Annotated in this window: 24 protein-coding genes and 1 pseudogene; all 25 read left to right on the top strand. The window is 40.4% G+C overall.

Translation table 11 applies throughout. From position 1 onward, the window contains the following. The first annotated feature begins 366 nt into the window (after positions 1-366). The 25 genes and pseudogenes from OVN23_RS07755 (at position 367) to OVN23_RS07630 (ending at position 26,125) form a co-directional block, all read left to right on the top strand. On the top strand, positions 367-954 hold the full coding sequence (locus OVN23_RS07755) for a recombinase family protein (RefSeq protein ID WP_173219497.1): 588 nt from the start codon (positions 367-369) through the stop codon (positions 952-954). Positions 955-1,152: 198 nt separating this feature from the next. Beyond that, positions 1,153-2,382, top strand: coding sequence for a CAP domain-containing protein (locus tag OVN23_RS10345; RefSeq protein WP_173219500.1), 1,230 nt, complete (start codon positions 1,153-1,155; stop codon positions 2,380-2,382). 29 nt (positions 2,383-2,411) lie between these two features. Then, positions 2,412-3,458 (top strand): DUF6287 domain-containing protein, encoded by a 1,047-nt coding sequence (locus OVN23_RS07740; RefSeq protein ID WP_050261356.1) that lies wholly within the window; start codon positions 2,412-2,414, stop codon positions 3,456-3,458. A gap of 491 nt (positions 3,459-3,949) precedes the next feature. Next, positions 3,950-4,078: a smi_0059.1 family bacteriocin-like peptide gene (locus OVN23_RS07735; protein ID WP_000658223.1), complete on the top strand. Its 129-nt coding sequence runs from the start codon at positions 3,950-3,952 to the stop codon at positions 4,076-4,078. A gap of 11 nt (positions 4,079-4,089) precedes the next feature. Then, positions 4,090-4,245, top strand: a complete 156-nt coding sequence (locus OVN23_RS07730; protein WP_001004584.1) for a hypothetical protein — start codon at positions 4,090-4,092, stop codon at positions 4,243-4,245. Between the two features lie 34 nt (positions 4,246-4,279). Next, entirely contained in the window at positions 4,280-4,474 is a 195-nt protein-coding gene (locus OVN23_RS07725) for a class IIb bacteriocin, lactobin A/cerein 7B family (RefSeq protein ID WP_000180815.1), read from the top strand. A gap of 236 nt (positions 4,475-4,710) precedes the next feature. Further along, entirely contained in the window at positions 4,711-4,878 is a 168-nt protein-coding gene (locus OVN23_RS07720) for a class IIb bacteriocin, lactobin A/cerein 7B family (RefSeq protein WP_173219503.1), read from the top strand. Positions 4,879-4,881: 3 nt separating this feature from the next. Continuing rightward, positions 4,882-5,097: a bacteriocin immunity protein gene (locus OVN23_RS07715; protein ID WP_240147170.1), complete on the top strand. Its 216-nt coding sequence runs from the start codon at positions 4,882-4,884 to the stop codon at positions 5,095-5,097. 80 nt (positions 5,098-5,177) lie between these two features. Next, the gene (locus OVN23_RS07710; protein WP_173219505.1) at positions 5,178-5,357 is read left to right on the top strand and encodes a hypothetical protein; all 180 of its coding nucleotides are present in this window, start codon (positions 5,178-5,180) and stop codon (positions 5,355-5,357) included. 77 nt (positions 5,358-5,434) lie between these two features. After that, complete coding sequence (locus OVN23_RS07705; RefSeq protein ID WP_173283045.1) at positions 5,435-5,641, top strand: bacteriocin immunity protein; 207 nt, start codon at positions 5,435-5,437, stop codon at positions 5,639-5,641. Between the two features lie 496 nt (positions 5,642-6,137). Continuing rightward, the gene (locus OVN23_RS07700) at positions 6,138-6,326 is read left to right on the top strand and encodes a hypothetical protein (RefSeq protein WP_119942193.1); all 189 of its coding nucleotides are present in this window, start codon (positions 6,138-6,140) and stop codon (positions 6,324-6,326) included. A 309-nt stretch (positions 6,327-6,635) separates the two neighbouring features. After that, positions 6,636-8,789: a peptide cleavage/export ABC transporter ComA gene (gene comA, locus OVN23_RS07695; RefSeq protein ID WP_173219025.1), complete on the top strand. Its 2,154-nt coding sequence runs from the start codon at positions 6,636-6,638 to the stop codon at positions 8,787-8,789. A 12-nt stretch (positions 8,790-8,801) separates the two neighbouring features. Continuing rightward, positions 8,802-10,151: a competence pheromone export protein ComB gene (gene comB / locus OVN23_RS07690; RefSeq protein WP_173219022.1), complete on the top strand. Its 1,350-nt coding sequence runs from the start codon at positions 8,802-8,804 to the stop codon at positions 10,149-10,151. A 169-nt stretch (positions 10,152-10,320) separates the two neighbouring features. Continuing rightward, positions 10,321-11,028: a phosphoribosylaminoimidazolesuccinocarboxamide synthase gene (gene purC, locus OVN23_RS07685; protein ID WP_173219019.1), complete on the top strand. Its 708-nt coding sequence runs from the start codon at positions 10,321-10,323 to the stop codon at positions 11,026-11,028. A gap of 56 nt (positions 11,029-11,084) precedes the next feature. Further along, positions 11,085-14,810: a phosphoribosylformylglycinamidine synthase gene (locus OVN23_RS07680; protein WP_173219016.1), complete on the top strand. Its 3,726-nt coding sequence runs from the start codon at positions 11,085-11,087 to the stop codon at positions 14,808-14,810. 93 nt (positions 14,811-14,903) lie between these two features. After that, positions 14,904-16,346 (top strand): amidophosphoribosyltransferase, encoded by a 1,443-nt coding sequence (purF, locus tag OVN23_RS07675; protein WP_173219013.1) that lies wholly within the window; start codon positions 14,904-14,906, stop codon positions 16,344-16,346. A gap of 223 nt (positions 16,347-16,569) precedes the next feature. Next, entirely contained in the window at positions 16,570-17,592 is a 1,023-nt protein-coding gene (purM, locus tag OVN23_RS07670; RefSeq protein WP_173219009.1) for a phosphoribosylformylglycinamidine cyclo-ligase, read from the top strand. Next, positions 17,589-18,155 carry a phosphoribosylglycinamide formyltransferase gene (gene purN, locus OVN23_RS07665; RefSeq protein WP_173219006.1) on the top strand — a complete coding sequence of 189 codons (567 nt, stop codon included), beginning with the start codon at positions 17,589-17,591 and terminating at the stop codon, positions 18,153-18,155. Before purM ends, purN begins: the two co-directional genes overlap by 4 nt. After that, positions 18,152-18,853 carry a hypothetical protein gene (locus OVN23_RS07660; protein WP_001045459.1) on the top strand — a complete coding sequence of 234 codons (702 nt, stop codon included), beginning with the start codon at positions 18,152-18,154 and terminating at the stop codon, positions 18,851-18,853. The genes purN and OVN23_RS07660 overlap by 4 nt, the downstream gene beginning before the upstream one ends. A gap of 1 nt (position 18,854) precedes the next feature. Continuing rightward, on the top strand, positions 18,855-20,402 hold the full coding sequence (gene purH, locus OVN23_RS07655; RefSeq protein ID WP_173219004.1) for a bifunctional phosphoribosylaminoimidazolecarboxamide formyltransferase/IMP cyclohydrolase: 1,548 nt from the start codon (positions 18,855-18,857) through the stop codon (positions 20,400-20,402). Positions 20,403-20,523: 121 nt separating this feature from the next. After that, positions 20,524-21,789 (top strand): phosphoribosylamine--glycine ligase, encoded by a 1,266-nt coding sequence (gene purD / locus OVN23_RS07650; RefSeq protein ID WP_173219000.1) that lies wholly within the window; start codon positions 20,524-20,526, stop codon positions 21,787-21,789. 276 nt (positions 21,790-22,065) lie between these two features. Beyond that, positions 22,066-22,137, top strand: a pseudogene (locus OVN23_RS07645) (phosphoribosylaminoimidazole carboxylase); the annotation flags it as partial. 29 nt (positions 22,138-22,166) lie between these two features. Then, positions 22,167-22,655 carry a 5-(carboxyamino)imidazole ribonucleotide mutase gene (gene purE / locus OVN23_RS07640; protein ID WP_038806534.1) on the top strand — a complete coding sequence of 163 codons (489 nt, stop codon included), beginning with the start codon at positions 22,167-22,169 and terminating at the stop codon, positions 22,653-22,655. Then, complete coding sequence (gene purK, locus OVN23_RS07635; protein ID WP_173218997.1) at positions 22,642-23,715, top strand: 5-(carboxyamino)imidazole ribonucleotide synthase; 1,074 nt, start codon at positions 22,642-22,644, stop codon at positions 23,713-23,715. Before purE ends, purK begins: the two co-directional genes overlap by 14 nt. Beyond that, a complete protein-coding gene (locus OVN23_RS07630; RefSeq protein WP_240148136.1) occupies positions 23,687-26,125 on the top strand; it encodes an AAA family ATPase in 2,439 nt (812 codons plus the stop codon). The genes purK and OVN23_RS07630 overlap by 29 nt, the downstream gene beginning before the upstream one ends. The last annotated feature ends 118 nt before the right edge of the window (positions 26,126-26,243 follow it).

Here is a 26,243-nt window from a genome sequence, read left to right as displayed (position 1 = left end):
CTATCAATGATTTATTTGTTCCAAGCTTGCCTAGGGTGTCAGTAAAAAATCATTTTCCTTTCAATAGCATATTTTTAGTAGGTAGGACGCTTGTTCTGCCTATTTTTTTGCTGAAAAGTACAGTTGAAGTGTCTATTTGCATCATTTGGAGTTTTACATGTATTTTTGATAAAAAATAGGCATAGAAATTAGGAAAGTTGAAGAAAAGGAATGAAGAAGGTCTTAGTTTGTGATTTTTTACATACTTTTAAGGCTTGATGAACCAGTTTGAACTAATATATAATTGCTAGAAGTTGAATACACTACTCCTTGAGGGCATTTTGCCCTTTTTTATATTTTACAATAAGTGTAAAAAGGAGAGTTTTTATGCGTTACGGTTATGTTCGAGTATCTACAAAAGAACAAAATATTGATAGGCAATTTTCAGCCTTAGTAGAAAACAAATTATCAAAAGAAAATATTTTTATTGATTACGTTTCAGGAAAAGATTTTGACAGAATGGAATATCAAAAATTATTAGCTACCTTGAAAGAGAATGATGAATTGGTTATTAAATCAATTGATAGGTTGGGAAGAAACTATGATGAAATTTTAGAACAATGGCAAGCAATTACTAAGAAAAAGAAAGTAAATATAACTGTTTTAGATTTCCCCTTATTAAATACAAAGAATAGCAATGATAATATCACAGGAAAACTAATCTCCGATATCGTTTTACAAGTCCTATCTTATGTGGCACAGTTTGAAAGAGAACAAATCAAACAAAGACAAATGGAAGGAATACGGGAAGCACAGAAAAAAGGGAAGAAATTCGGTAGACCAAAATTGGTTGTCCCGAATAATTTCCCTGATGTGATAGCTCAATATAAGAAAAAAGAAATAACCTTACGAGAAGGTGCAGACATCTTAGGAGTATCAAAAAGCACCTTTCATAATTGGATAAAAAATTCATAGTTCTTGTCAAAAAACCTAGGATTTTTTGGACAGAAAATACAGTCTATTTTAGAAGCGTTTTCGTTAGAAAAAAGGTTCTAAAATCCAGCATTTTGACCAATTATTATTACACTTTCATTTTATCAAGTTTGTCCAAAAAAGTCTAGATTTTAGGACAAACTGATTATTTTACAATAAATAAAAATAGGGGGACACGAAATGGACACCAAAGCTAAAAAGTTCACACTTGCAACGATTTCAGCTCTATCACTTCTTGGGGTAGGAATTGTTACATCACAATCAGTAGCTGCTAATGATAGGCTGGTTTCCACTCAAGCAATCAATGGTCAATCCTACAATATCTTAAACTCTGAGGTCACTAGTACTTCTTCTGGTACTACTCTAGTTGGGATTGAAGGGACTTTCTTAACGCCAGATAAACAGGCTATCTTAGATCGTATCAATGCTATTCGAAAAGAGGCAGCAGATGAAGGTCTAGTTACTAGCTATGTTCCGATCAAATGGTCAACTGAACTAGAAAAAACAGCCTTCGTTCGGGCAGCAGAAGCTTCTGTAACCAGGCATCATAAACGTTTATCTAATAAAGATATTTGGAGTGCCTGGTCTTCAGGAAATTTCTCCCTAGCAGAAAACTTGGCTTGGAACTATGACGGATTTATGACAGCTATTAATCAATGGTATGAGGAAAAAGCCGATTATGTTAAATCTCGTAGTGGGGCAAGTGTCTCTGGTCAAACTGGACACTACGAATCCTTAATCAATCCAGAATTAACTTATATGGGACTTGCAGCCTTTGAGAATCCTAAAAATAGTTGGATTACCATTGCACAAAGTTTCGGAACAGCATCTGGTGGCTCTGAAGAATTAGCTGGCGGTTATGGAAAAGCCATTCAATACACAGAAGTCGATTCTTCTCAAATTCAAACATTTGCGACCAAGGCGAATCTTTTTGACAAAGATTTGAAGGCTATCGGAACTCATACCAGTAAGAAAACAAAACAAGGTAAGTCTAACGGGACTAATAAACCAGGTTTCTTTTTTCAAATGCAAGATATTGGTAGGGGTATGGGTTTTTGGCGACAATCGGGCTCTCGTTGGTGGTTTATGCAACTTGATGGGTCTTACCCTTACAATCAGTGGGCAAAATTAGATAATATCTGGTATCACTTCGATAGTTCAGGTTGGATGCAAACTGGCTGGATAAAAGACAACGGCACGTGGTACTATCTCGACGGTTCAGGTGCTATGAAGACTGGTTGGTTCAAAGATAATGGTAGCTGGTATTATCTTGATAGCTCAGGGGCTATGAAAACAGGCTGGATGAAGGTATCTGGTAAATGGTACTATGCCTATAGCTCTGGTGCACTCGCAATCAATACAACTACACCTGACGGTTATCGTGTCAATTACAACGGTGAGTGGGTATAAAAACAATTTCAAATTGTAAGATTAAACATATGAAAAAATTATTTCTATTCAGTATCAGTATTTTAGCTATCTCCATTTTAACAGCTTGCCAACCTCAGAGTAAAAACACTTCCTCAGAAAGTTCTGAAACAACTACTTCTAGTAGCAGTTCGCCTACTTCCACATCAGAAGAGAAGAAAAATGATTACACCCTATATAATCCTGTCCTTAAAGAATATGCCAAAGTATTAGATGATTCATCAGCTTCACCTAAAGAGCTCAATTCAAAAGCAAACTTAAAAAATACTTATCCTAAAGAATACTCTGGACTACAATACAGCTTGTATGATTTAGACCAAAATGGTACGGACGAACTTTTGGTTGCCCTTAAAACGGATTCTAACTATTACGATTTATTAGATATTCGAACTCTTAAAAATGACGAAGTTATTCGACTGACCAATGCAGAAAACAATCTGGACTTTATTGGAGAGCGAGTACATTTTAATCCTTTAGAAAATGGCTATTTCCAATTATCTACCCGAGTATCTATTAATCAAATCCAACTTAAACTATACAAGTTCAATCAGGATGGAACACGATTAGACTTAGTTATCGAATCAGATACAGAAGAGGGACTGGGCACAAAACCACCTTCCCTTGACATAAGATCTTTCTCTTGGAAATCTGTCACAAGTCTCATAAGTGAAGAATCTTCCTTTCCGTCAGAAAGTAAAGGGATGGATATTTCTGCAATTCAAAATGGAGATTTTTCTAGTGTCTCAGGAACTTGGAGGAATCGTTCAGGTATTGAATTTACTTTCGACAAAAATGGTTTAGTAAGTGATAAGTCCAAAATTTCAATTGAACATGCTAAAGAAATTGACCACTATCTTAAGGCAAATTCTGTTTCTAAAGATGGAGGTGCTGGTGCAGCTATTGCCTTTTTACCAGCAGGAATCCCTATAACCATGTCTGTCACCTCTTCTTCAGATAATGGCTATACTGACTCGTCTGATATTACACAAGACCGCTTATGGTTTGGACACCAACTTATCAATGGTAGTACCGAGGGATTTTTTTACAAGGTAGAATAGTTTTAATAGACTTACAAATTTATCAATAAGAATGTCGGAAAATTTTCTGATATTCTTATTTTTTTGACTTCCTTTTCGAATAGATAAGTAAGAGGAAAAGGAAAGGAGCCTAGTTCATGTTTATATCAATGTTCTACCCATGGTTGACTGAGTTATTTTTTAAATAAATTTAATTTAGTTGTACATTTTCGAAAATTTTTTCGAATAGATAAGTAAGAGGAAAAAGAAAGGAGTCTGGTTTATGTATCTACCAATTTTCTATTCATGGTACATTAAATTATTTTTCAAATAAATTTTGATTTAGTTGTTTATTTTCGAATTCTTTTTCGAATAAATAAGTGAGAGGAAAAGGAAAGGAGTTTGCTTCATGTATCTACCAATTTTCTATCCATGGTTTACTAAATTATTTTTCAAATAAATTTAATTAGTTGTACATTTTCGAATTGTTTTTCGAATAGATAAGTAAGAGGAAAAAAGAAAGGAATAAAATAATGAAAGAACATTACTATGGATTTGTTGAGCTAACTTCGGAAGAATTGACCGATATTCAAGGTGGAGAAAATTGGGTGAAGACCCTTGCAGATTGGTACATTGGATTTCGTAGAGGTTTTGGTTTTTAGGAGGATAAGAGATGAATGAAATGAATGATAAGTATACTATTGAAGTATTAAAGGAGAGCGACTTAGCTTTGCTGGTGGGTGGTAGCAAGGAAAGTTATCAACGGGGTCTAATTACAGGTCTATTGTTACGCGGTATATTTATTGGAACCCCATTTTTTAGAAGATAAGATTTAGAAAAAATAGAACAAGAGGAGAAAAAAGATGACAAATTTTGACAAAATGGAACAGAACTTTGTAGCTCTTACAGAAGAAGAGTTGATGGATGTGGATGGGGGAGCATTGCCTCTTGTAATCGCCGGAGTGTCTATCTGGAAGATAGGTGCAGCAGTAGCAGGTGGAGCAGCAGCGCTTTTTGCTGGAGGAGCAGCTTTGGGGTATTATGCGAATAGACCATAATCTGATTATAGTCAGAGAGGCATTTCTATGTTTTTAAAAAAAGAAGTGATATTACTAGGGGTATTGTTATCGCTACGTATTATTTTTACTATCGTTCAAATTTTAATTGACTATAAAATATTATCTGGACAGTATAGTATAAATTTTATGGATATTTCAGAAGTATTTACTTATCCAATACTCATTTTAATCATTTACATAGCAATAAAATATAATACAAAGGAGTAATGACGAACATGAACTTAGAACAATTTTATCAATTATCTGACGATGAATTAGTGGGAACAAAAGGTGGTTTTGGTCTTGTGGAAGCAGTTGGGATTGCAGGAGTACTGAATGCTGCTGTACAAATTTTTAATGCTGGTTACAAATTTGGTTCAGATTTTGCTCGTCGTGGGCGTTAGATAATGAACAGTCGCAACCTTAATCTCAATACATTGTTACCTAAACTAGCCACTATATTTCCTTTGTTGGGAATAATTCTTAATGTCGCGCTTCATGTGATTCGTACAGGTTCGTTAGTATCCTTTAATTGGCAAGGGACTTTAGTTGGGTTGCTTTTCTCAGCATATTTTGGTATTTTTCGCAAAGATTTGTCAAAAAATAATCAAAACTATAAATGAAGAACATGAATCAAAAGGATTTTGTGCATATGAATGGTAGCGTTTTTCCGCCATTCTTGTCAGGTAATTAGGAGTTTCTTATGAAAACATTTTTATTAGGCTTTGCTGAGGGTTATTTTACCGTATCGCTCATAATCTACATCGTAACGTATTTGATGTTGAAAAATCCAATCAATACCCTATTTTATCCAGAAATTTACCCCGTTTTATTTGGGCTCTTTTATCTAGGATATAAGGCCAATAAAAAGCAAGTAGAGTGAGCAGTTAAGAATGATTTGTTAGTCTGTGCTAAAATGACTAGGCTAGAATCTCAGAATGCATCACATTGGAGTTTAATATGAAATTTGTTAAATCAATACTGAAAGTTTGGCCTGAAATCATGGTATTACTTAGTTCAATGTCTTATATCATCATCAGATTAGTAGCTGACATAAATAAAGTATCTTTACCTACTTGGCTTGATAGTTTCAATATACCAACGATTGCATTATTTATGATGGTCTTCATTCTTTTATATAGAAGTAAAGAAAAAAAGAATAGATAAATTTGAAGCAGTAGACGCTCTATAGGGAATAGGTGTCTTATAGTAACGAATCAACAAAAGGAGTAACTATGAATCGTAATTTAGAACGGTATAATCTATTCTGACTATGAATAGATCATACCATAGGTGGCTTAGAAATAGCAGGGACATTAAAAATTGAAGTAACTTTAAATAGGATGTCGTAAAGGTTACTATCAATGATTTATTTGTCCCAAGCTTGCCTAGGGTGTCAGAAAAAAATCATTTTCCTTTCAATAGCATATTTTTAGTAGGTAGGACGTTTGTTCTGCCTATTTTTTGCCAAAAAAAGTGTAGTTGAGGTGTTTATTTGGAGTTTTATACTCTTCGAAAATCAAATTCAAACCACGTCAGCGTCGCCTTACCGTACTCAAGTACAGCTTGCGGCTAGCTTCCTAATTTGCTTTTTGATTTTCCTTGAGTATTACATGTATTTTTGATAAAATAGTTATAGAAATTAGGAGAGTTGAAGAAAAAAATGAATAAGATTTTAAAATATTTTTTAGTATTTGTTTTTCTATTTTTGATGAATATTTTCATCTTTAAGATACTAGCAACTCTGGGATTTCATCTGACAATGAGTGAAAAGAGTTATATTGTACCACCGCTGTTTTCGATTATCGTGTTGTATATGATTGACAAAAGAATTAGGAAGAAAAAGAAATAAATATATATTTTAGGCGTGACGTTTGTTCTGCCTATTTTTTTATCCTAAAAGTGCATTTGGGAGGGAGATAGGCGCATTTGGGAAGGAAGTCCAGTTTTTGTTTGAGGATTGGGGTAAGATAGTTGTTATCAGATGAGTTTATACTCTTCGAAAATCAAATTCAAACCACGTCAACGTCGCCTTGCCGTATATATGTGACTGACTTCGTCAGTCCTATCTACAACCTCAAAACAGTGTTTTGAGCAGCCTGCGGCTAGTTTCCTAGTTTGCTCTTTGATTTTCATTGAGTATTAGGAAAAGGAGATGAATATGAAATTTGGGAAACGTCACTATCGTCCGCAGGTGGATCAGATGGACTGCGGTGTAGCTTCATTAGCCATGGTTTTTGGCTACTACGGTAGCTATTATTCTTTGGCTCACTTGCGAGAATTGGCCAAGACGACCATGGATGGGACTACGGCTTTGGGCTTGGTCAAGGTGGCAGAGGAGATTGGTTTTGAGACGCGAGCAATTAAGGCGGATATGACGCTTTTTGACTTGCCAGATTTGACTTTTCCTTTTGTTGCCCATGTGCTTAAGGAAGGGAAATTGCTCCACTACTATGTGGTGACTGGGCAGGATAAGGATAGCATTCATATTGCCGATCCAGATCCTGGGGTGAAATTGACCAAACTGCCACGTGAGCGTTTTGCGGAAGAATGGACAGGAGTGACTCTTTTTATGGCACCTAGTCCAGACTATAAGCCTCATAAGGATCAAAAGAATGGCCTGCTCTCTTTTATCCCTATATTAGTGAAGCAGCGTGGCTTGATTGCCAATATCGTTTTGGCAACACTCTTGGTAACCTTGATTAACATTGTGGGTTCTTATTATCTGCAGTCTATCATTGATACCTATGTGCCAGATCAGATGCGTTCGACGCTGGGGATTATTTCTATTGGGCTGGTCATCGTCTATATTCTTCAGCAGATTTTGTCTTACGCTCAGGAGTATCTCTTACTTGTTTTGGGGCAACGCTTGTCGATTGATGTGATTTTGTCCTATATCAAGCATGTTTTTCACCTGCCTATGTCCTTCTTTGCGACACGCAGGACAGGGGAAATCGTGTCTCGTTTCACAGATGCTAACAGTATCATCGATGCGCTGGCTTCGACCATTCTTTCGATTTTCCTAGATGTGTCAACGGTTGTCATTATTTCTCTTGTTTTATTTTCACAAAATACCAATCTCTTTTTCATGACCTTATTGGCACTTCCTATCTACACAGTGATTATCTTTGCCTTTATGAAGCCGTTTGAAAAGATGAATCGGGATACCATGGAAGCCAATGCGGTTCTGTCTTCTTCTATCATTGAGGACATCAACGGTATTGAGACTATTAAGTCCTTGACCAGTGAAAGTCAGCGTTACCAAAAGATTGACAAGGAATTTGTGGATTATCTGAAAAAATCTTTTACCTATAGTCGGGCAGAGAGTCAGCAAAAGGCTCTGAAAAAGGTTGCCCATCTCTTGCTCAATGTCGGCATTCTCTGGATGGGGGCTGTTCTGGTTATGGATGGCAAGATGAGTTTGGGGCAGTTGATTACCTATAATACCTTGCTGGTTTACTTTACCAATCCTTTGGAAAATATCATCAATCTGCAAACCAAACTTCAGACTGCGCAGGTTGCCAATAACCGTCTGAATGAGGTTTATCTGGTAGCTTCTGAGTTTGAGGAGAAGAAAACAGTTGAGGATCTGAGCTTGATGAAGGGAGATATGACCTTCAAGCAGGTTTACTACAAGTATGGCTATGGTCGAGATGTCTTGTCAGACATCAATTTGACCATTCCCCAAGGTTCTAAGGTGGCTTTTGTGGGAATTTCAGGGTCAGGTAAGACGACCTTGGCCAAGATGATGGTTAATTTTTACGACCCAAGTCAGGGAGAGATTAGTCTGGGTGGTGTCAATCTCAATCAGATTGATAAAAAGGCTCTGCGTCAGTATATCAACTATCTGCCTCAACAGCCTTATGTCTTTAACGGAACGATTTTGGAGAATCTTCTCCTTGGGGCCAAGGAAGGGACGACTCAAGAGGATATCTTACGGGCGGTCGAGTTGGCAGAGATTCGGGAGGACATTGAGCGCATGCCACTGAATTACCAGACAGAATTGACTTCGGATGGGGCAGGAATATCAGGTGGTCAACGTCAGAGAATTGCTCTGGCGCGTGCTCTCTTGACAGATGCGCCGGTCTTGATTTTGGATGAGGCGACCAGCAGTTTGGATATTTTGACAGAGAAGCGAATTGTCGATAATCTCATGGCTTTAGACAAGACCTTGATTTTCATTGCTCACCGTTTGACTATTGCTGAGCGGACAGAGAAGGTTGTTGTCTTGGATCAGGGCAAGATTGTCGAAGAAGGAAAGCATGCTGATTTGCTTGCACAGGGTGGATTTTACGCCCATTTGGTGAATAGCTAGAAAGAGGAGAGGATGAAACCAGAATTTTTAGAAAGTGCGGAGTTTTATAATCGTCGTTACCATAATTTTTCCAGTCGGGTGATTGTCCCCATGTCCCTTCTGCTTGTGTTTTTGCTTGGATTTGCAACATTTGCAGAGAAGGAGATGAGTTTGTCTACTAGAGCTACTGTTGAGCCTAGTCGTATCCTGGCAAATATCCAGTCAACTAGCAACAATCGTATTCTTGTCAATCATCTGGAAGAAAATAAGCTGGTTAAAAAGGGAGAACTGTTGCTTCAATATCAGGATGGGGCAGAGGGTGTCCAAGCGGAGGCCTATGCCAGTCAGTTGGACATGCTCAAGGATCAAAAAAAGCAATTGAAGTATTTGCAGAAGAGCTTGCAAGAAGGGGAGAACCACTTTCCAGAGGAGGATAAGTTTGGCTACCAAGCCACCTTTCGCGACTACATCAGTCAAGCAGGCAGTCTTAGGGCTAGTACATCGCAACAAAATGAGACCATCGCATCCCAGAATGCAGCAGCTAGTCAGACTCAAGCCGAAATCGGCAACCTCATCAGCCAAACAGAGGCTAAAATTCGCGATTACCAGACAGCTAAGTCAGCTATTGAAACAGGCGCTTCCTTGGCCAGTCAGAATCTAGCCTACTCTCTCTACCAGTCCTATAAGTCTCAGGGTGAGGAAAATCCGCAAGCTAAGGCACAAGCAGTTGCGCAAGTTGAAGCACAGCTTTCTCAGTTAGAATCCAGTCTTGCTACTTACCGTGTTCAGTATGCAGGTTCAGGTACCCAGCAAGCCTATGCATCAGGTTTAAGCAGTCAATTGGAATCCCTTAAATCCCAACACTTGGCAAAGGTTGGTCAGGAATTGACCCTTCTAGACCAGAAAATCTTGGAGGCAGAGTCAGGTAAGAAAGTTCAGGGAAATCTTTTAGACAAGGGGAAAATTATGGCAAGTGAGGATGGGGTGCTTCATCTTAATCCTGAGACCAGTGATTCTACCATGGTAGCAGAAGGTGCCCTACTAGCCCAACTCTATCCGTCTTTGGAGAAAGAAGGGAAAGCTAAACTCACAGCCTATCTTAGTTCAAAGGATGTAGCAAGGATCAAGGTCGGTGATTCTGTTCGCTATACGACGACTCATGATGCTAAGAATCAACTTTTCCTAGATTCTACTATTACAAGTATTGATGCGACAGCTACTAAGACCGAGAAAGGGAATTTCTTTAAAATCGAGGCGGAGACTAATCTAACTTCGGAGCAGGCTGAAAAACTTCGGTACGGGGTGGAAGGTCGCTTGCAGATGATTACGGGCAAGAAAAGTTACCTACGTTATTATTTGGATCAATTTTTGAACAAAGAGTAATGTTCGTGTTTTTAGAGTTAAATGATTTTAAAACTGTGAGAAAGATTCTTCTTGCAGTTTTTTCTTTATGATTTTTGAGGTTACTACGTTATTTATTCGGTTAAATTCTTGTAATTTTAGGTTTTTTATGGTAGAATGTGCTCAAGTAATACGAAAGGCGAACTTTAAAATGTCAAAACAATTGATCTATTCGGGAAAAGCTAAAGATATCTATACAACTGAGGATGAAAATCTTATTATTTCAACTTACAAGGATCAGGCGACTGCTTTCAATGGTGTTAAGAAGGAGCAGATTGCGGGCAAGGGAGTATTGAATAATCAGATTTCATCTTTTATTTTTGAGAAATTAAATGCGGCTGGTGTGGCAACTCACTTTGTGGAGAAACTTTCAGATACGGAACAACTCAATAAAAAGGTTGAGATTATTCCTTTGGAAGTCGTGCTTCGCAACTATACTGCTGGTTCCTTTTCAAAACGTTTTGGTGTGGATGAGGGAATCGCCTTGGAGACTCCGATTGTCGAGTTTTATTACAAAAATGATGACTTGGATGATCCATTCATCAATGACGAGCATGTGAAATTCCTACAGATTGCGGATGACCAGCAAATCGCTTACTTGAAGGAAGAAACTCGTCGAATCAATGAACTCTTGAAGGTCTGGTTTGCTGAGATTGGGCTTAAGTTGATTGACTTTAAGCTAGAGTTCGGTTTTGACAAGGATGGCAAGATTATCTTAGCAGATGAATTTTCACCAGATAACTGTCGCTTGTGGGATGCGGATGGCAACCACATGGATAAGGATGTTTTCCGTAGAGGATTGGGAGAACTAACAGATGTTTACGAGATTGTCTGGGAAAAGTTGCAGAAATTGAAATAACAACCTCAAGGCTGTTTGGGAACATTGCAAGAGCTGAAATAAAGGAATAAGGATTGATGGATAAACGTATTTTTGTTGAAAAAAAGGCTGATTTTCAGGTTAAGTCAGAGAGTTTGGTGAGAGAACTCCAGCATAACTTGGGACTGTCAACTTTGAAAAGTATTCGCATTGTGCAAGTTTATGATGTATTTGATTTGGCAGAGGACTTGTTTGCACCTGCAGAGAAACACATCTTCTCTGAGCAGGTGACAGACCACGTCTGGGACGAAGTTGCTGTACAGGCGGATCTGGCTAACTATGCTTTCTTTGCTATTGAAAGCCTACCTGGGCAATTTGACCAACGTGCAGCTTCTTCACAGGAAGCCTTGCTTTTGCTGGGAAGTTCGAGTGATGTGACAGTTAATACAGCCCAACTTTATTTGGTCAATAAAGATATTGATGCGACTGAGTTAGAAGCGGTCAAAAACTACTTGCTTAATCCAGTTGATTCTCGTTTCAAGGATATCACGACAGGGATTGCCAAGCAGGAATTTTCTGCGTCAGACAAGACTATTCCCAAATTGACTTTCTTTGAAAGCTATACAGCAGAAGACTTTGCTCGCTACAAGGCTAAACAAGGGATGGCCATGGAAGTGGATGATTTGCTCTTTATTCAAGACTACTTTAAGTCAATCGGGCGCGTGCCGACGGAAACAGAACTCAAGGTTTTGGACACTTACTGGTCTGACCACTGCCGTCATACGACTTTTGAGACAGAGTTGAAACACATCGACTTTTCAGCTTCTAAATTCCAAAAACAATTGCAGTCAACCTATGACAAGTATATTGCCATGCGTGAGGAGTTGGGGCGTTCTGAAAAACCTCAAACCTTGATGGATATGGCGACTATTTTTGGTCGTTATGAGCGTGCTAATGGACGTTTAGACGACATGGAAGTGTCAGACGAAATCAATGCTTGCTCAGTAGAAATCGAAGTGGATGTTGATGGTGTGAAAGAGCCATGGCTCCTAATGTTCAAGAATGAAACTCACAACCACCCAACGGAAATTGAGCCATTTGGTGGGGCTGCTACCTGTATTGGTGGAGCCATTCGTGACCCATTGTCAGGACGTTCATATGTTTACCAAGCCATGCGGATCTCAGGTGCTGGTGATATTACAGCACCGATTTCAGAAACTCGCGCTGGGAAACTGCCACAACAAGTCATTTCTAAAACAGCGGCTCATGGTTATTCTTCATACGGTAACCAGATTGGGCTTGCAACAACCTACGTTCGTGAATATTTCCACCCAGGTTTCGTTGCTAAGCGTATGGAACTTGGTGCCGTTGTTGGTGCGGCTCCCAAGGGCAATGTTGTCCGTGAAAAACCGGAAGCGGGCGATGTCATTATCCTCCTCGGTGGTAAGACTGGGCGTGACGGTGTCGGTGGTGCGACGGGTTCTTCTAAAATTCAAACGGTTGAGTCTGTAGAGACTGCTGGTGCTGAGATTCAAAAAGGGAATGCTATCGAAGAACGCAAGATTCAACGCCTTTTTCGTAATGGCAATGTCACTCGTGTTATCAAGAAATCTAATGACTTTGGTGCTGGTGGTGTCTGTGTGGCTATCGGTGAATTAGCAGACGGTCTTGAAATTGATCTTAACAAGGTGCCTCTTAAATACCAGGGCTTGAATGGTACCGAAATTGCCATCTCTGAATCACAAGAACGGATGGCGGTTGTGGTGCGTCTTGAAGACGTAGATGCCTTTGTTGAAGAATGTAACAAAGAGAATATTGACGCTGTTGTGGTTGCGACAGTCACTGAAAAACCAAATCTGGTTATGCACTGGAATGGTGAGACAATTGTGGACTTGGAGCGTCGTTTCCTTGATACCAATGGTGTACGTGTCGTTGTCGATGCAAAGGTTGTGGACAAGGATGTCAAACTCCCAGAAGAGCGTACAACAAGCGCTGACACACTGGAAGCAGATACCCTTGCGGTTCTATCTGACCTCAACCATGCGAGTCAAAAAGGCTTGCAGACCATCTTTGACTGTTCGGTCGGTCGTTCAACGGTTAATCACCCACTTGGTGGTCGCTACCAACTCACACCAACTGAGGCATCTGTACAGAAATTGCCAGTCCAACACGGTGTGACTCATACTGCGTCTGTCATGGCTCAAGGGTTTAATCCTTATATTGCAGAATGGTCTCCATACCACGGTGCTGCTTATGCGGTTATTGAAGCAACTGCTCGTTTGGTTGCTGCTGGTGCCAACTGGTCTAAGGCTCGCTTCTCTTACCAAGAGTACTTCGAGCGCATGGACAAACAAGCTGAGCGTTTTGGTCAGCCAGTAGCAGCTCTCCTAGGCTCTATCGAGGCACAAATTCAGCTTGGTTTGCCATCTATCGGTGGTAAGGACTCCATGTCTGGTACTTTTGAAGAATTGACAGTACCGCCAACCTTGGTCGCTTTTGGGGTGACGACGGCAGATAGCCGGAAGGTACTTTCTCCTGAGTTCAAGACTGCTGGGGAAAACATCTACTACATCCCAGGTCAAGCTCTTGCTGCAGAGATTGATTTTGACTTGATTAAGTCAAATTTTGCTCAGTTTGAAGCCCTTCAAAAGGCTCATAAAGTGACATCTGCATCAGCTGTCAAATACGGTGGTGTGGTTGAAAGTTTGGCTCTTGCTACTTTTGGAAATCATATTGGTGCAGAGGTAACCTTGCCTGAACTTGAAAGTTCTTTGACAGCACAATTGGGCGGATTTGTCTTTACCTCTCCTGAAGAAATCACTGGAGTAGAGAAAATCGGTCAAACAAGTGCAGACTTTACACTCCTTGTCAACGGTGTGAAGCTAGATGGACACAAGCTTGACAGTGCCTTCCAAGGAAAACTGGAAAAAGTTTACCCAACAGAGTTTGCCCAAGCCAAAGAACTAGCTGAAGTACCAGCTGTGGTATCAGATGTTGTGATTAAAGCAAAAGAAAAGGTTGAAAAACCTGTGGTCTATATCCCAGTCTTCCCAGGAACAAACTCAGAGTATGATTCAGCTAAGGCATTTGAAAAAGAAGGCGCAGAGGTCAACTTGATGCCATTTGTGACCTTGAATGAAGAGGCTATTGTCAAGTCAGTTGAAACTATGGTTGACAACATCGGCAAGGCTAACATTCTCTTCTTTGCCGGTGGATTCTCAGCTGCGGATGAACCAGATGGTTCAGCCAAGTTCATTGTCAATATTCTGCTCAATGAAAAAGTCCGTGTGGCTATTGATAGCTTTATCGCGCGTGGTGGCTTGATTATCGGTATCTGTAATGGATTCCAGGCTTTGGTCAAATCAGGTCTTCTTCCATACGGGAATTTCGAGGATGCTAACAGTACTAGCCCAACCCTCTTCTACAATGATGCCAACCAACACGTGGCCAAGATGGTGGAAACCCGTATTGCCAATACCAACTCACCATGGTTAGCTGGTGTGCAAGTAGGCGATATCCACGCTATTCCTGTTTCACACGGTGAAGGGAAGTTTGTCGTGACGGCTGAAGAATTTGCGGAGCTCCGTGACAATGGTCAAATCTTTAGCCAATACGTTGACTTTGACGGCAAACCAAGTATGGACTCTAAGTACAATCCAAATGGTTCTGTCCATGCTATCGAAGGAATTACCAGCAAGAACGGCCAAATCATCGGTAAGATGGGGCACTCAGAACGTTATGAAGACGGTCTCTTCCAAAACATCCCAGGAAATAAAGACCAGCACCTGTTCGCGTCAGCGGTTAAATACTTTACTGGAAAATAAGACTTACAGATTTTCTAATAGATAGTGGCAGTAATGTAAAAATCATGTAGATTTAGCTCTTGGTGCTACACAAATAAAAATTAGGTATAAAAAATGACATACGAAGTAAAATCTCTTAATGAAGAATGCGGTGTTTTCGGTATCTGGGGACATCCAGATGCTGCTAAATTGACCTATTTTGGTCTCCACAGTCTTCAACACCGTGGTCAGGAGGGGGCAGGAATCCTCTCCAATGATCAAGGGAAACTAAAGCGACATCGCGATATGGGTCTTCTATCAGAAGTCTTCAGAAATCCTGCTAACTTAGATAAATTGACAGGAACTGGTGCGATTGGGCATGTGCGTTATGCGACTGCTGGCGAAGCTTCTGTAGATAACATCCAGCCCTTCCTCTTCCGTTTTCACGATATGCAGTTTGGGTTGGCTCATAATGGAAATCTGACCAATGCGGCCTCTCTCAAGAAAGAATTGGAAGATAGAGGAGCGATTTTCAGCGCGACTTCGGACTCGGAAATCTTGGCTCACCTCATTCGTCGCAGTCATAATCCTAATCTAATGGGCAAAATCAAGGAGGCGCTCAGTCTAGTTAAAGGTGGTTTTGCCTATATCTTGCTGTTTGAAGACAAGTTGATTGCGGCTCTTGATCCCAATGGTTTCCGTCCGCTTTCTATCGGGAAAATGGCCAACGGAGCGGTGGTTGTTTCCTCTGAAACTTGTGCTTTTGAGGTCATTGGTGCTGAATGGATTCGTGATTTGAAGCCAGGTGAGATTGTGATTATTGATGACAAGGGTATCCAGTATGACAACTATACAGATGATACTCAGTTGGCGATTTGTTCTATGGAGTATATCTATTTTGCCCGCCCTGATTCTAACATTCATGGTGTCAATGTCCATACGGCTCGTAAACGTATGGGTGCCCAATTGGCGCGTGAATTCAAGCATGAGGCGGATATCGTGGTCGGTGTGCCCAATTCTTCCCTCAGCGCGGCTATGGGATTTGCGGAAGAGTCCGGGCTACCAAATGAAATGGGGCTCATCAAGAACCAATACACCCAACGTACCTTTATCCAACCGACTCAAGAATTGCGGGAGCAAGGGGTGCGGATGAAACTCTCTGCTGTTTCAGGCGTTGTAAAAGGCAAGCGTGTGGTTATGATTGATGACTCTATTGTACGTGGAACAACCTCTCGTCGGATCGTTCAACTCTTGAAAGAAGCGGGTGCGACTGAGGTTCACGTTGCCATTGGTAGTCCAGCGCTAGCTTATCCATGTTTCTACGGGATTGATATCCAGACACGTCAGGAGCTGATTGCGGCTAATCATACGGTCGAAGAAACTCGCCAAATCATTGGTGCGGACAGTCTGACTTATCTTTCTGTTGAGGGGTTGATTGATTCAATTGGTATTGAAACAGATGCGCCAAATGGTGGTCTCTGTGTCGCTTACTTTGACGGTGACTACCCAACACCTCTCTACGACTATGAGGAAGACTATCGTAGAAGTTTGGAAGAAAAGACCAGTTTTTACAAATAGACAATAGATTCTCCATTAAAGGAAAGGAAGAGGAGATAGAATGACAAATAAGAATGCTTATGCTTCACGTCTCACTACTGACTAAAAGCTAAAGTATTTGTCAGTAGACGCTTTGTCCTATAGGATCAAAGCTAGAGCCCTGACTAGTATTTTTAGATAAAATAATTGTTTATCTAGAAATACGTCGCAATCTTTCCCCCAAAAAAAGAAAAGGAAAAATAAAATGGCAAATAAAAATGCGTACGCTCAATCTGGTGTGGATGTTGAAGCGGGTTATGAAGTTGTTGAACGGATTAAAAAGCACGTGGCTCGTACGGAGCGTGCAGGTGTCATGGGAGCTCTGGGTGGCTTTGGTGGTATGTTTGACCTTTCAAAAACAGGTGTCAAAGAACCCGTCTTGATTTCAGGAACTGATGGTGTCGGAACCAAGCTCATGCTGGCTATCAAGTACGACAAGCACGATACCATCGGTCAGGACTGTGTAGCCATGTGTGTCAATGATATCATCGCTGCGGGTGCGGAGCCCCTCTATTTCCTTGACTACGTAGCGACAGGGAAGAATGAACCAGCTAAGCTAGAACAAGTTGTCGCTGGTGTGGCAGAAGGTTGTGTGCAGGCAGGTGCTGCCCTCATTGGTGGGGAAACGGCTGAAATGCCTGGCATGTACGGCGAAGATGACTATGACTTGGCTGGTTTTGCGGTTGGTGTGGCTGAAAAATCTCAAATCATTGACGGTTCAAAGGTGGCAGAAGGAGATGTTCTTCTCGGACTTGCTTCAAGTGGGATTCATTCCAATGGTTACTCTCTCGTCCGTCGTGTCTTTGCGGATTACACAGGTGAGGAAATCTTGCCAGAATTGGAAGGCAAGCAACTCAAGGAAGTTCTTCTTGAGCCGACTCGTATCTATGTCAAGGCTGTCTTACCACTCATCAAGGAAGGGTTGGTCAACGGCATTGCCCACATCACAGGTGGTGGCTTTATTGAGAATGTCCCTCGTATGTTTGCAGCTGACTTGGCTGCTGAGATTGATGAAAGCAAAGTTCCAGTGCTTCCAATTTTCAAAGCCCTTGAAAAATACGGTCAGATTAAACACGAAGAAATGTTTGAAATCTTCAATATGGGTGTGGGACTTATGCTAGCAGTTAGCCCTGAAAATGTAATTCGTGTCAAGGAGTTGTTGGATGAACCAGTCTATGAAATTGGTCGTATCGTCAAGAAAGAAAACGAAAGTGTCATCATCAAATGAAAAAAATAGCGGTTTTTGCCTCTGGTAATGGCTCAAATTTTCAGGTGATTGCCGAAGAATTTCCAGTAGAGTTTGTCTTTTCAGACCATCGTGACGCCTATGTGCTTGAGCGTGCAGAGCAGCTCGGCGTTCTGTCCTATGCTTTTGAACTCAAGGAGTTTGAAAGCAAGGCAGACTACGAAGCAGCTATTGTCGAACTCTTGGAAGAACACCAGATTGACTTGATTTGCCTAGCAGGCTACATGAAAATCGTTGGGCCAACCTTATTGGCGGCTTATGAAGGTCGGATTATCAACATTCATCCAGCCTACTTGCCAGAATTTCCAGGAGCTCATGGGATTGAGGATGCTTGGAATGCTGACGTTGCTGAGAGCGGCGTGACCATTCACTGGGTGGATTCAGGTGTGGATACAGGCAAGGTTATCAAACAAGTCCGTGTGCCACGGTTAGCTGATGATACCATTGACAGTTTTGAAGAACGGATTCATGAAGCAGAGTATAAGTTGTATCCAGAGGTGCTGGATAGTTTGGGAGTGGAAAGGATAAATAAGAGAATTTTATGAATAAAGTAGTTGATGATTTGTTGAAAAATATAAAAGAATTTGAAGCATCCTTTAATGAATATGAAAAACAATTTTATCCTGAAATACGGAAAGAGAGACAAAGGTTGATGATATACTTTATCTTATGGATACTGTTTATCATAGGAGCTGCAATTGTATTCCAATTTTTCCCTAAATTTGTTTGTTTGAGGAATATTCTTATTTTTCTTACCATAATTTTTACAGTATTAGTTTTATTTTATACTATAAAATTTGATGAAGTTTCAGTTGGGGTGCCTAGTAAATTTACCAAATTATGTGATAAAGTCAAGTATAGATTGAAATATCTTTACGGAGATAATGCTAAAGAAGTCGCTGATATGTTGGTTAATGATTTAAGCGAGAAAAGAAATAGTCAGCTACAAAAATATGAAAATATAGTTAAAGCTATAGGTACTATTGGGAAAGTTTTGGTAACAGCAACTATTACTCTGGCTTTAAATAGATTATTCGTTGAAGATAAAACAAACATTTCTGGCGAAACGTTTGGAAATATAATTATTATTGTAGCTATAATGGTAATTTTAATCAAACTTATAGATAGTGGGATTAAAAAAATTATTAAATATCCTGTATTTGGAAAGGCTTCAAAAGAAGTGTATTTAACAGATATTTTATACGAAGTGAAGTATATGATATTAGAAAAGGAAGATAACTAACATGACTAAACGCGCCTTAATCAGCGTCTCAGATAAAGCGGGCATTGTTGAATTTACCCAAGAACTCAAAAAACTTGGTTGGGATATTATCTCGACAGGTGGGACAAAGGTTGCCCTTGACAATGCTGGGGTGGAGACTATTGCGATCGATGATGTGACGGGCTTCCCAGAGATGATGGATGGCCGTGTTAAGACCCTTCATCCAAATATCCACGGTGGGCTCCTCGCCCGTCGTGATTTGGATAGCCACTTGGAAGCGGCCAAGGAGAACCAAATTGAGCTTATCGACCTTGTAGTGGTCAACCTTTATCCTTTCAAGGAAACGATCCTCAAACCAGACGTGAGGTACGCTGATGCGGTTGAGAACATCGATATCGGTGGGCCATCTATGCTTCGCTCGGCAGCGAAGAATCATGCCAGCGTGACGGTTGTGGTAGACCCTGCTGACTATACAGTGGTTTTGGACGAGTTGTCAGCCAATGGTGAAACGACTTACGAAACGCGTCAACGTTTGGCAGCCAAAGTTTTCCGTCACACAGCGGCTTATGACGCCTTGATTGCAGAGTATTTCACAGCTCAAGTCGGAGAAAGCAAACCTGAAAAGCTCACTTTGACCTATGACCTCAAACAAGCTATGCGTTACGGTGAGAATCCTCAACAAGATGCGGATTTCTACCAAAAAGCTTTGCCAACAGACTATTCGATTGCTTCAGCGAAACAGCTCAACGGGAAAGAATTGTCATTTAACAATATCCGCGATGCTGACGCTGCCATTCGTATTATTCGCGATTTCAAAGAACGCCCAACGGTTGTAGCTCTCAAACACATGAACCCATGTGGGATTGGTCAAGCTGATGACATCGAGACTGCTTGGGACTACGCTTATGAGTCTGACCCAGTGTCTATCTTTGGTGGGATTGTCGTTCTCAACCGTGAGGTGGATGCTGCGACAGCTGAGAAGATGCACGGCGTTTTCCTTGAAATCATCATTGCACCAAGCTATACGGATGAAGCGCTAGCCATTTTGACCAACAAAAAGAAAAACTTGCGTATCCTTGCCTTGCCATTTGATGCTCAAGAGGCCAGTGAAGTGGAAGCAGAATACACAGGTGTAGTTGGTGGACTTCTGGTGCAAAATCAAGACGTAGTGAAAGAAAGCCCAGCTGATTGGCAAGTGGTGACCAAACGTCAGCCAACTGAGACAGAAGCGACAGCTCTTGAGTTTGCTTGGAAGGCTATCAAGTATGTCAAATCAAACGGAATCATTGTAACCAATGACCACATGACACTGGGTGTTGGTCCAGGTCAAACTAATCGTGTGGCCTCTGTTCGTATTGCCGTTGACCAAGCCAAAGACCGCCTTGACGGCGCTGTGCTTGCTTCGGATGCCTTCTTCCCATTTGCGGATAATGTGGAAGAAATCGCCAAAGCAGGGATCAAGGCCATCATCCAGCCCGGTGGCTCAGTCCGTGACCAAGAGTCTATCGAAGCTGCGGATAAATATGGCTTGACCATGGTCTTCACAGGAGTGAGACATTTTAGACATTAAGAAAACGAAAGGGAAGAAAACAGTTTCTTTCCTTTTTTGCGTAAAAATGCGGAGTGAAATAAGATTAAAACGAACGTTTATGGTATAATGTTATTAAATAATTCGCAAAAGAGGTTGTGAGATGAAGCTGTTAGTTGTAGGTTCAGGTGGTCGTGAACATGCGATTGCTAAGAAGTTACTTGAGTCAAAAGACGTTGAAAAAGTATTTGTAGCTCCTGGGAATGATGGGATGACTCTGGATGGTTTGGAGTTGGTAAATATCTCCATTTCCGAACATTCTAAATTGATTGAGTTTGCAAAAACCAACTATATTGCTTGGACCTTTATCGGGCCAGATGACGCCCTTGCGGCTGGTATCGTGGATGATTTCCATGCAGCGGGTCTCAAAGCCTTTGGTCCGACAAGATTGGCAGCGGAGCTGGAGTGGTCCAAGGATTTTGCCAAGGAAATCATGGTCAAATATGGCGTTCCGACAGCAGCCTATGGCACATTCTCGGATTTTGAGGAAGCCAAGGTCTATATCGAAAAACAGGGTGCGCCTATCGTGGTCAAGGCGGATGGCTTGGCGCTTGGGAAAGGTGTCGTCGTTGCGGAGACAGTCGAGCAAGCGGTCGAAGCAGCTCACGAGATGCTTTTGGACAATAAATTTGGTGACTCAGGTGCGCGTGTAGTTATTGAGGAATTCCTTGAAGGAGAGGAATTTTCACTCTTTGTCTTTGTCAATGGCGACAAGTTCTATATCATGCCGACAGCGCAAGACCACAAACGTGCCTATGATGGTGACAAAGGGCCTAACACGGGTGGTATGGGTGCCTATGCGCCAGTTCCACACTTGCCACAGAGTGTAGTTGACACAGCGGTTGAGACTATTGTCAAGCCAGTTCTTGAAGGGATGATCAAAGAAGGCCGTCCGTATCTTGGCATCCTCTACGCAGGGCTTATCCTGACAGCAGAAGGTCCTAAAGTCATCGAGTTCAATGCTCGCTTTGGAGATCCTGAAACACAGATTATCTTGCCTCGTTTGACATCTGACTTTGCACAAAATATTACAGATATTCTGGATAGCAAGGAGCCAAACATCACCTGGACGGATAAGGGTGTGACTCTGGGTGTGGTTGTCGCATCCAAGGGTTACCCGCTAGAATATGAAAAGGGTGTTGCATTGCCAGCAAAAACCAATGGCGGCATTATCACCTACTATGCAGGTGCTAAGTTTGCGGCAAATAGCAGAGCACTGCTATCAAACGGTGGACGTGTCTATATGCTCGTTAACACAGCAGATACCGTCAAAGAGGCTCAAGATACCATCTACCAAGAACTCACCCAACAAAAAACAGAAGGCCTCTTCTACCGAACAGATATCGGAAGCAAGGCGATAAAAGATTAACAGATACTAACTTTGTTATGGCGAGCGAAAGCGAGCCAAAATAGAATAATCGTCGCAGTAGTGGAACTCCTAGTAGCTTTGCTACTAGGAGCGGAAAACTGGAGACCTAGGCTCCAGTTTTAGTAATGGAACGCCCTAGGCGGTCGCTTACGTCCGCACTACATTAGACGATTATCAAAAAGAAAAATAAAAATTCACAAAATACGTTAATGACCGTATGGTTTGCGAGCGTTAGCGAGCTAATATAGAACAATCGCCGCCGTTCAGGGAAATTAGAAGACCTTGGGCTTCCAATTTAGGCATGAGACACCTTTGATGGCTGCTGCCGTCCCTCACAACCTAAGGTGATTGTTGAAAAACAGGAAAAAGGAGAAGAAATGAAACCCGTAATTTCCATTATCATGGGCTCAAAATCCGATTGGGCAACCATGCAAAAAACAGCAGAAGTCTTAGACCGCTTCGGTGTAGCCTACGAAAAGAAAGTTGTCTCTGCCCACCGTACACCAGACCTCATGTTCCAACATGCCGAAGAAGCTCGTAGTCGTGGCATCAAGGTTATCATCGCAGGTGCTGGAGGTGCAGCCCATTTGCCAGGTATGGTCGCTGCTAAAACAACCCTTCCAGTCATTGGTGTGCCAGTCAAATCTCGTGCTCTTAGTGGAGTGGATTCACTCTATTCTATCGTTCAGATGCCGGGTGGCGTACCTGTTGCGACAATGGCTATCGGTGAAGCTGGTGCGACAAATGCGGCTCTCTTCGCCCTCCGTCTTCTTTCAGTAGAGGATCAAGCTATCGCGACAGCTTTGGCAGATTTTGCAGAAGAACAAGGAAAAATCGCAGAGGAGTCTACCAATGAGCTCATCTAAAACAATCGGAATTATCGGTGGCGGTCAGCTGGGTCAGATGATGGCGATCTCAACTATCTATATGGGGCACAAGGTCATTGCGCTGGATCCTGCTGCGGATTGCCCAGCCTCTCGTGTGGCGGAAATCATTGTGGCGCCTTATAACGATGTGGATGCCCTTCGTCAGCTAGCTGAGCGTTGCGATGTCCTGACTTATGAATTTGAGAATGTAGATGCTGACGGTCTTGATGCTGTTATCAAGGATGGGCAACTCCCTCAAGGGACCGACCTGCTTCGCATCTCCCAAAACCGGATCTTTGAGAAAGACTTCCTCTCAAACAAGGCTCAAGTCACTGTAGCACCTTACAAGGTTGTGACTTCTAGCCAAGACTTGGCAGATATCGACCTGTCGAAAAACTATGTCCTCAAGACGGCAACAGGTGGTTATGATGGCCATGGACAAAAGGTCATTCGCTCGGCAGAAGACTTGGAAGAAGCCAATGCACTAGCCGATTCAGCAGACTGTGTTTTGGAAGAATTTGTCAATTTTGACCTTGAAATTTCTGTCATTGTATCAGGAAATGGCAAGGACGTGACGGTTTTCCCAGTTCAGGAAAATATCCACCGAAACAATATCCTTTCAAAAACTATTGTGCCTGCTCGCATTTCTGAAAGTTTAGCCGAGAAAGCCAAAGCTATGGCAGTGAGAATCGCTGAGCAACTCAACTTGTCTGGAACCCTTTGCGTGGAAATGTTTGCGACAGCTGATGATATCATTGTCAACGAGATTGCCCCACGACCACACAACTCTGGGCACTACTCTATTGAAGCTTGCGACTTCTCCCAGTTTGATGCCCATATTCTGGGTGTTCTGGGGGCACCATTGCCAGCTATCAAACTGCATGCTCCAGCCGTCATGCTCAATGTCCTCGGCCAGCATGTCGAAGCTGCTGAAAAATATGTCACAGAAAATCCAAGCGCCCACCTCCACATGTATGGTAAAATAGAAGCGAAGCACAACCGCAAGATGGGACATGTGACTTTATTTAGTGATGAACCAGATAGTGTGGGAGAGTTTTAGGGGAGAGGGGTCTAAAGAAAAAATGTTTGAAAAAATTAAAGGAATTAATATAAAATCAGGTATTTTTGAAGATGAAACAAAATTAGAACTCTTTGAAGGAAATTTTGAGGGAACAAATCCAGTACAAAACGATAGGGCAAGTTTATTGTTTGGAAGGAATGGTTCAGGGAAAAGTACCATTGCTCGAGGAATAAATCAATTAAAAAATGGTGAGTTTGGAACAGATAGAGTATCATTTATTGATAAAAATAATAATAATATTGTACTTAGTGATACTGAACGAAAATCGATATTTGTTTTCAATGAACACTATGTTGATCAGAAAGTCAAAATTGCTCAAGAAGGGTTAGATACAATTGTAATTTTAGGTGAACAGGTTGATATCGATGAGGAACTGGATAGATTAAGAACGCAGTTATCAGAATCACAAATTGAATCTCAAGATTATTATGCTGAATATGAAGAATATTTAGATGAAAAAAATGAAAAATCTCCAGACTTTTGGAAAAAGGAAATGACAGATTCTTTGAAAGGAGTAGGCAACTGGGCCGAAAGAGATAGGGAGATAAAAGGAAATCGAGCTGCATCTCCCGTTCATAATAATACCTTTCAAAATTTTGTTGATTTACAACCAATCTTAGATAAAAATGAGTTAGAGGTTGAATTCAACAATAAAAAAGCTAGATATTTTTCAATAAGAGATTCCGCAGTTACTATAAATAATGAACTATCTTTACCTGATATTAATTTTGATAGCAATGAATTATCAACTTTATTGTCTGAAAAAATCGAAGAACCTGAGTTGAATTCTAGGGATAAGTATTTACTGACATTATTATCTGATTCCACAAAAGGTGAACGTCATTTGAGAGAAGTTAAAGATTTCTTTGAAGATGAACATCAAAAAAAATGTCCTTTTTGTACTCAATCAGTATCAGAAGATGTTAAAGTTGAACTCACGAATGGCATAACTAAACTACTATCAAGAGCAGTCGAAGAACACCAATCCGCATTGAGAGGTAAAAAAATTGATGAGATTAATCAAGATTTTTCTGGTTATGAACAGATAGATCCAATATTAATTCAGTCTTATCAAAATAGTATTAATGCTTTGAATGCTAAATTTAACGAAATTAACTCAATAATCGATAAGAAGATTGATAATCCATATAATATAGTTGAGTTACCTAATATAAGCTTTTCTCAAGAATTAAGTCAAGCAGAGCATGATATTGAAAAAATTAACCAAGCAATTATCAAACATAATTCAGAAATCTCGGATATTCAAAAGTTAAAAGTAGATCTCCTTCAAATAAATAATGAATTAGCTTTTTATGAAATTCAAGATGCATACAAAAAGTTTCAAGAGAAAACAAATAAAAAAGCAATTTGTGAAAATAATTATAATAGCAGTAGTAAACGAGTAAAGGATTATGAGAAGCAGATTTCTGATTTAGAAGACAAGAAACTTAATATAGATATTGCAGTTGATGAAATTAATAAAAGTTTAAATTACATATTTTTTTCAAAAAATCGGTTAGCTATACAGAATCAAAACGGAAAATACTATCTGTTATCAAGAGGTAAGTCTGTGGTCCCCAGTAGGGTTTCCGTAGGGGAACGAAATGCGCTGGCATTATGTTATTTCTTTACTGAGATAATTCAACAGAGAGAGTTAGCAGATGCTTATAGTCATGAATATTTTATTGTTATTGACGATCCAATTTCTAGTTTTGATATGGAAAATAAAGTTGGAATAACCTCGTATTTAAAATACTGTTTAACTAGATTTTTTAAGGGGAATAGTAATACTAGAGTTTTACTAATGACCCATGATAAACAAACAATATATGACTTTGATATCTTTTTGAAAGAGATAATGGAATCCTGTAAAGAAGAGGAAGGTGGACAAAAATCTAAATACAAGAAGTTAGAATTGGTTTCTGGTAAATTACAAGAATTCAAAACTAGTACTCACGATTATACAGAACTACTTGAAATAGTCTTCGGTTATGCATTGGGAAATAGTACACCTACTTCGGAAAGTTTTGTTGGGAATGCAATGAGAAAAATTTTAGAAGCCTATGGTAGTTTTAATTATAAGAAGGGAATTGCCGAGCTAACAACAGATCCTTTAATTGTTGAAAAAATTGATAAAGAATACAGAACTTATTTTGAGAATCTTATGTATAGACTGGTTTTAAACGGTGAAAGTCATTTTAAGGATCCGGTTAAAACTTTGAGTATTGATTTCTTTGATACCATTTCTGATGAAGAACGAAAAAAAACAGCTAGAGATTTACTAGTTTTACTTTATCTTTTAGATGATTTACATGTTTTAAAACATTTAGAGGGTGTATCAAATGCGGAAAATAGACTTGAACAATGGAAGTGTGAGATTTTAGAATAAGAGAATCATACCATTTGACTTATTGCAATGGTTGAAGTTTGCATGATAGCTGATTAGAGTAATCAAAGGATTATTACTTCCTAATTTTATTTTCTACAAACCCTAATTTAGCATCTAA

The organism is Streptococcus sp. Marseille-Q6488 (assembly GCF_946902925.1).
Lineage (GTDB): Bacteria > Bacillota > Bacilli > Lactobacillales > Streptococcaceae > Streptococcus.
This window is presented reverse-complemented; position numbering and strand designations above follow the sequence as displayed.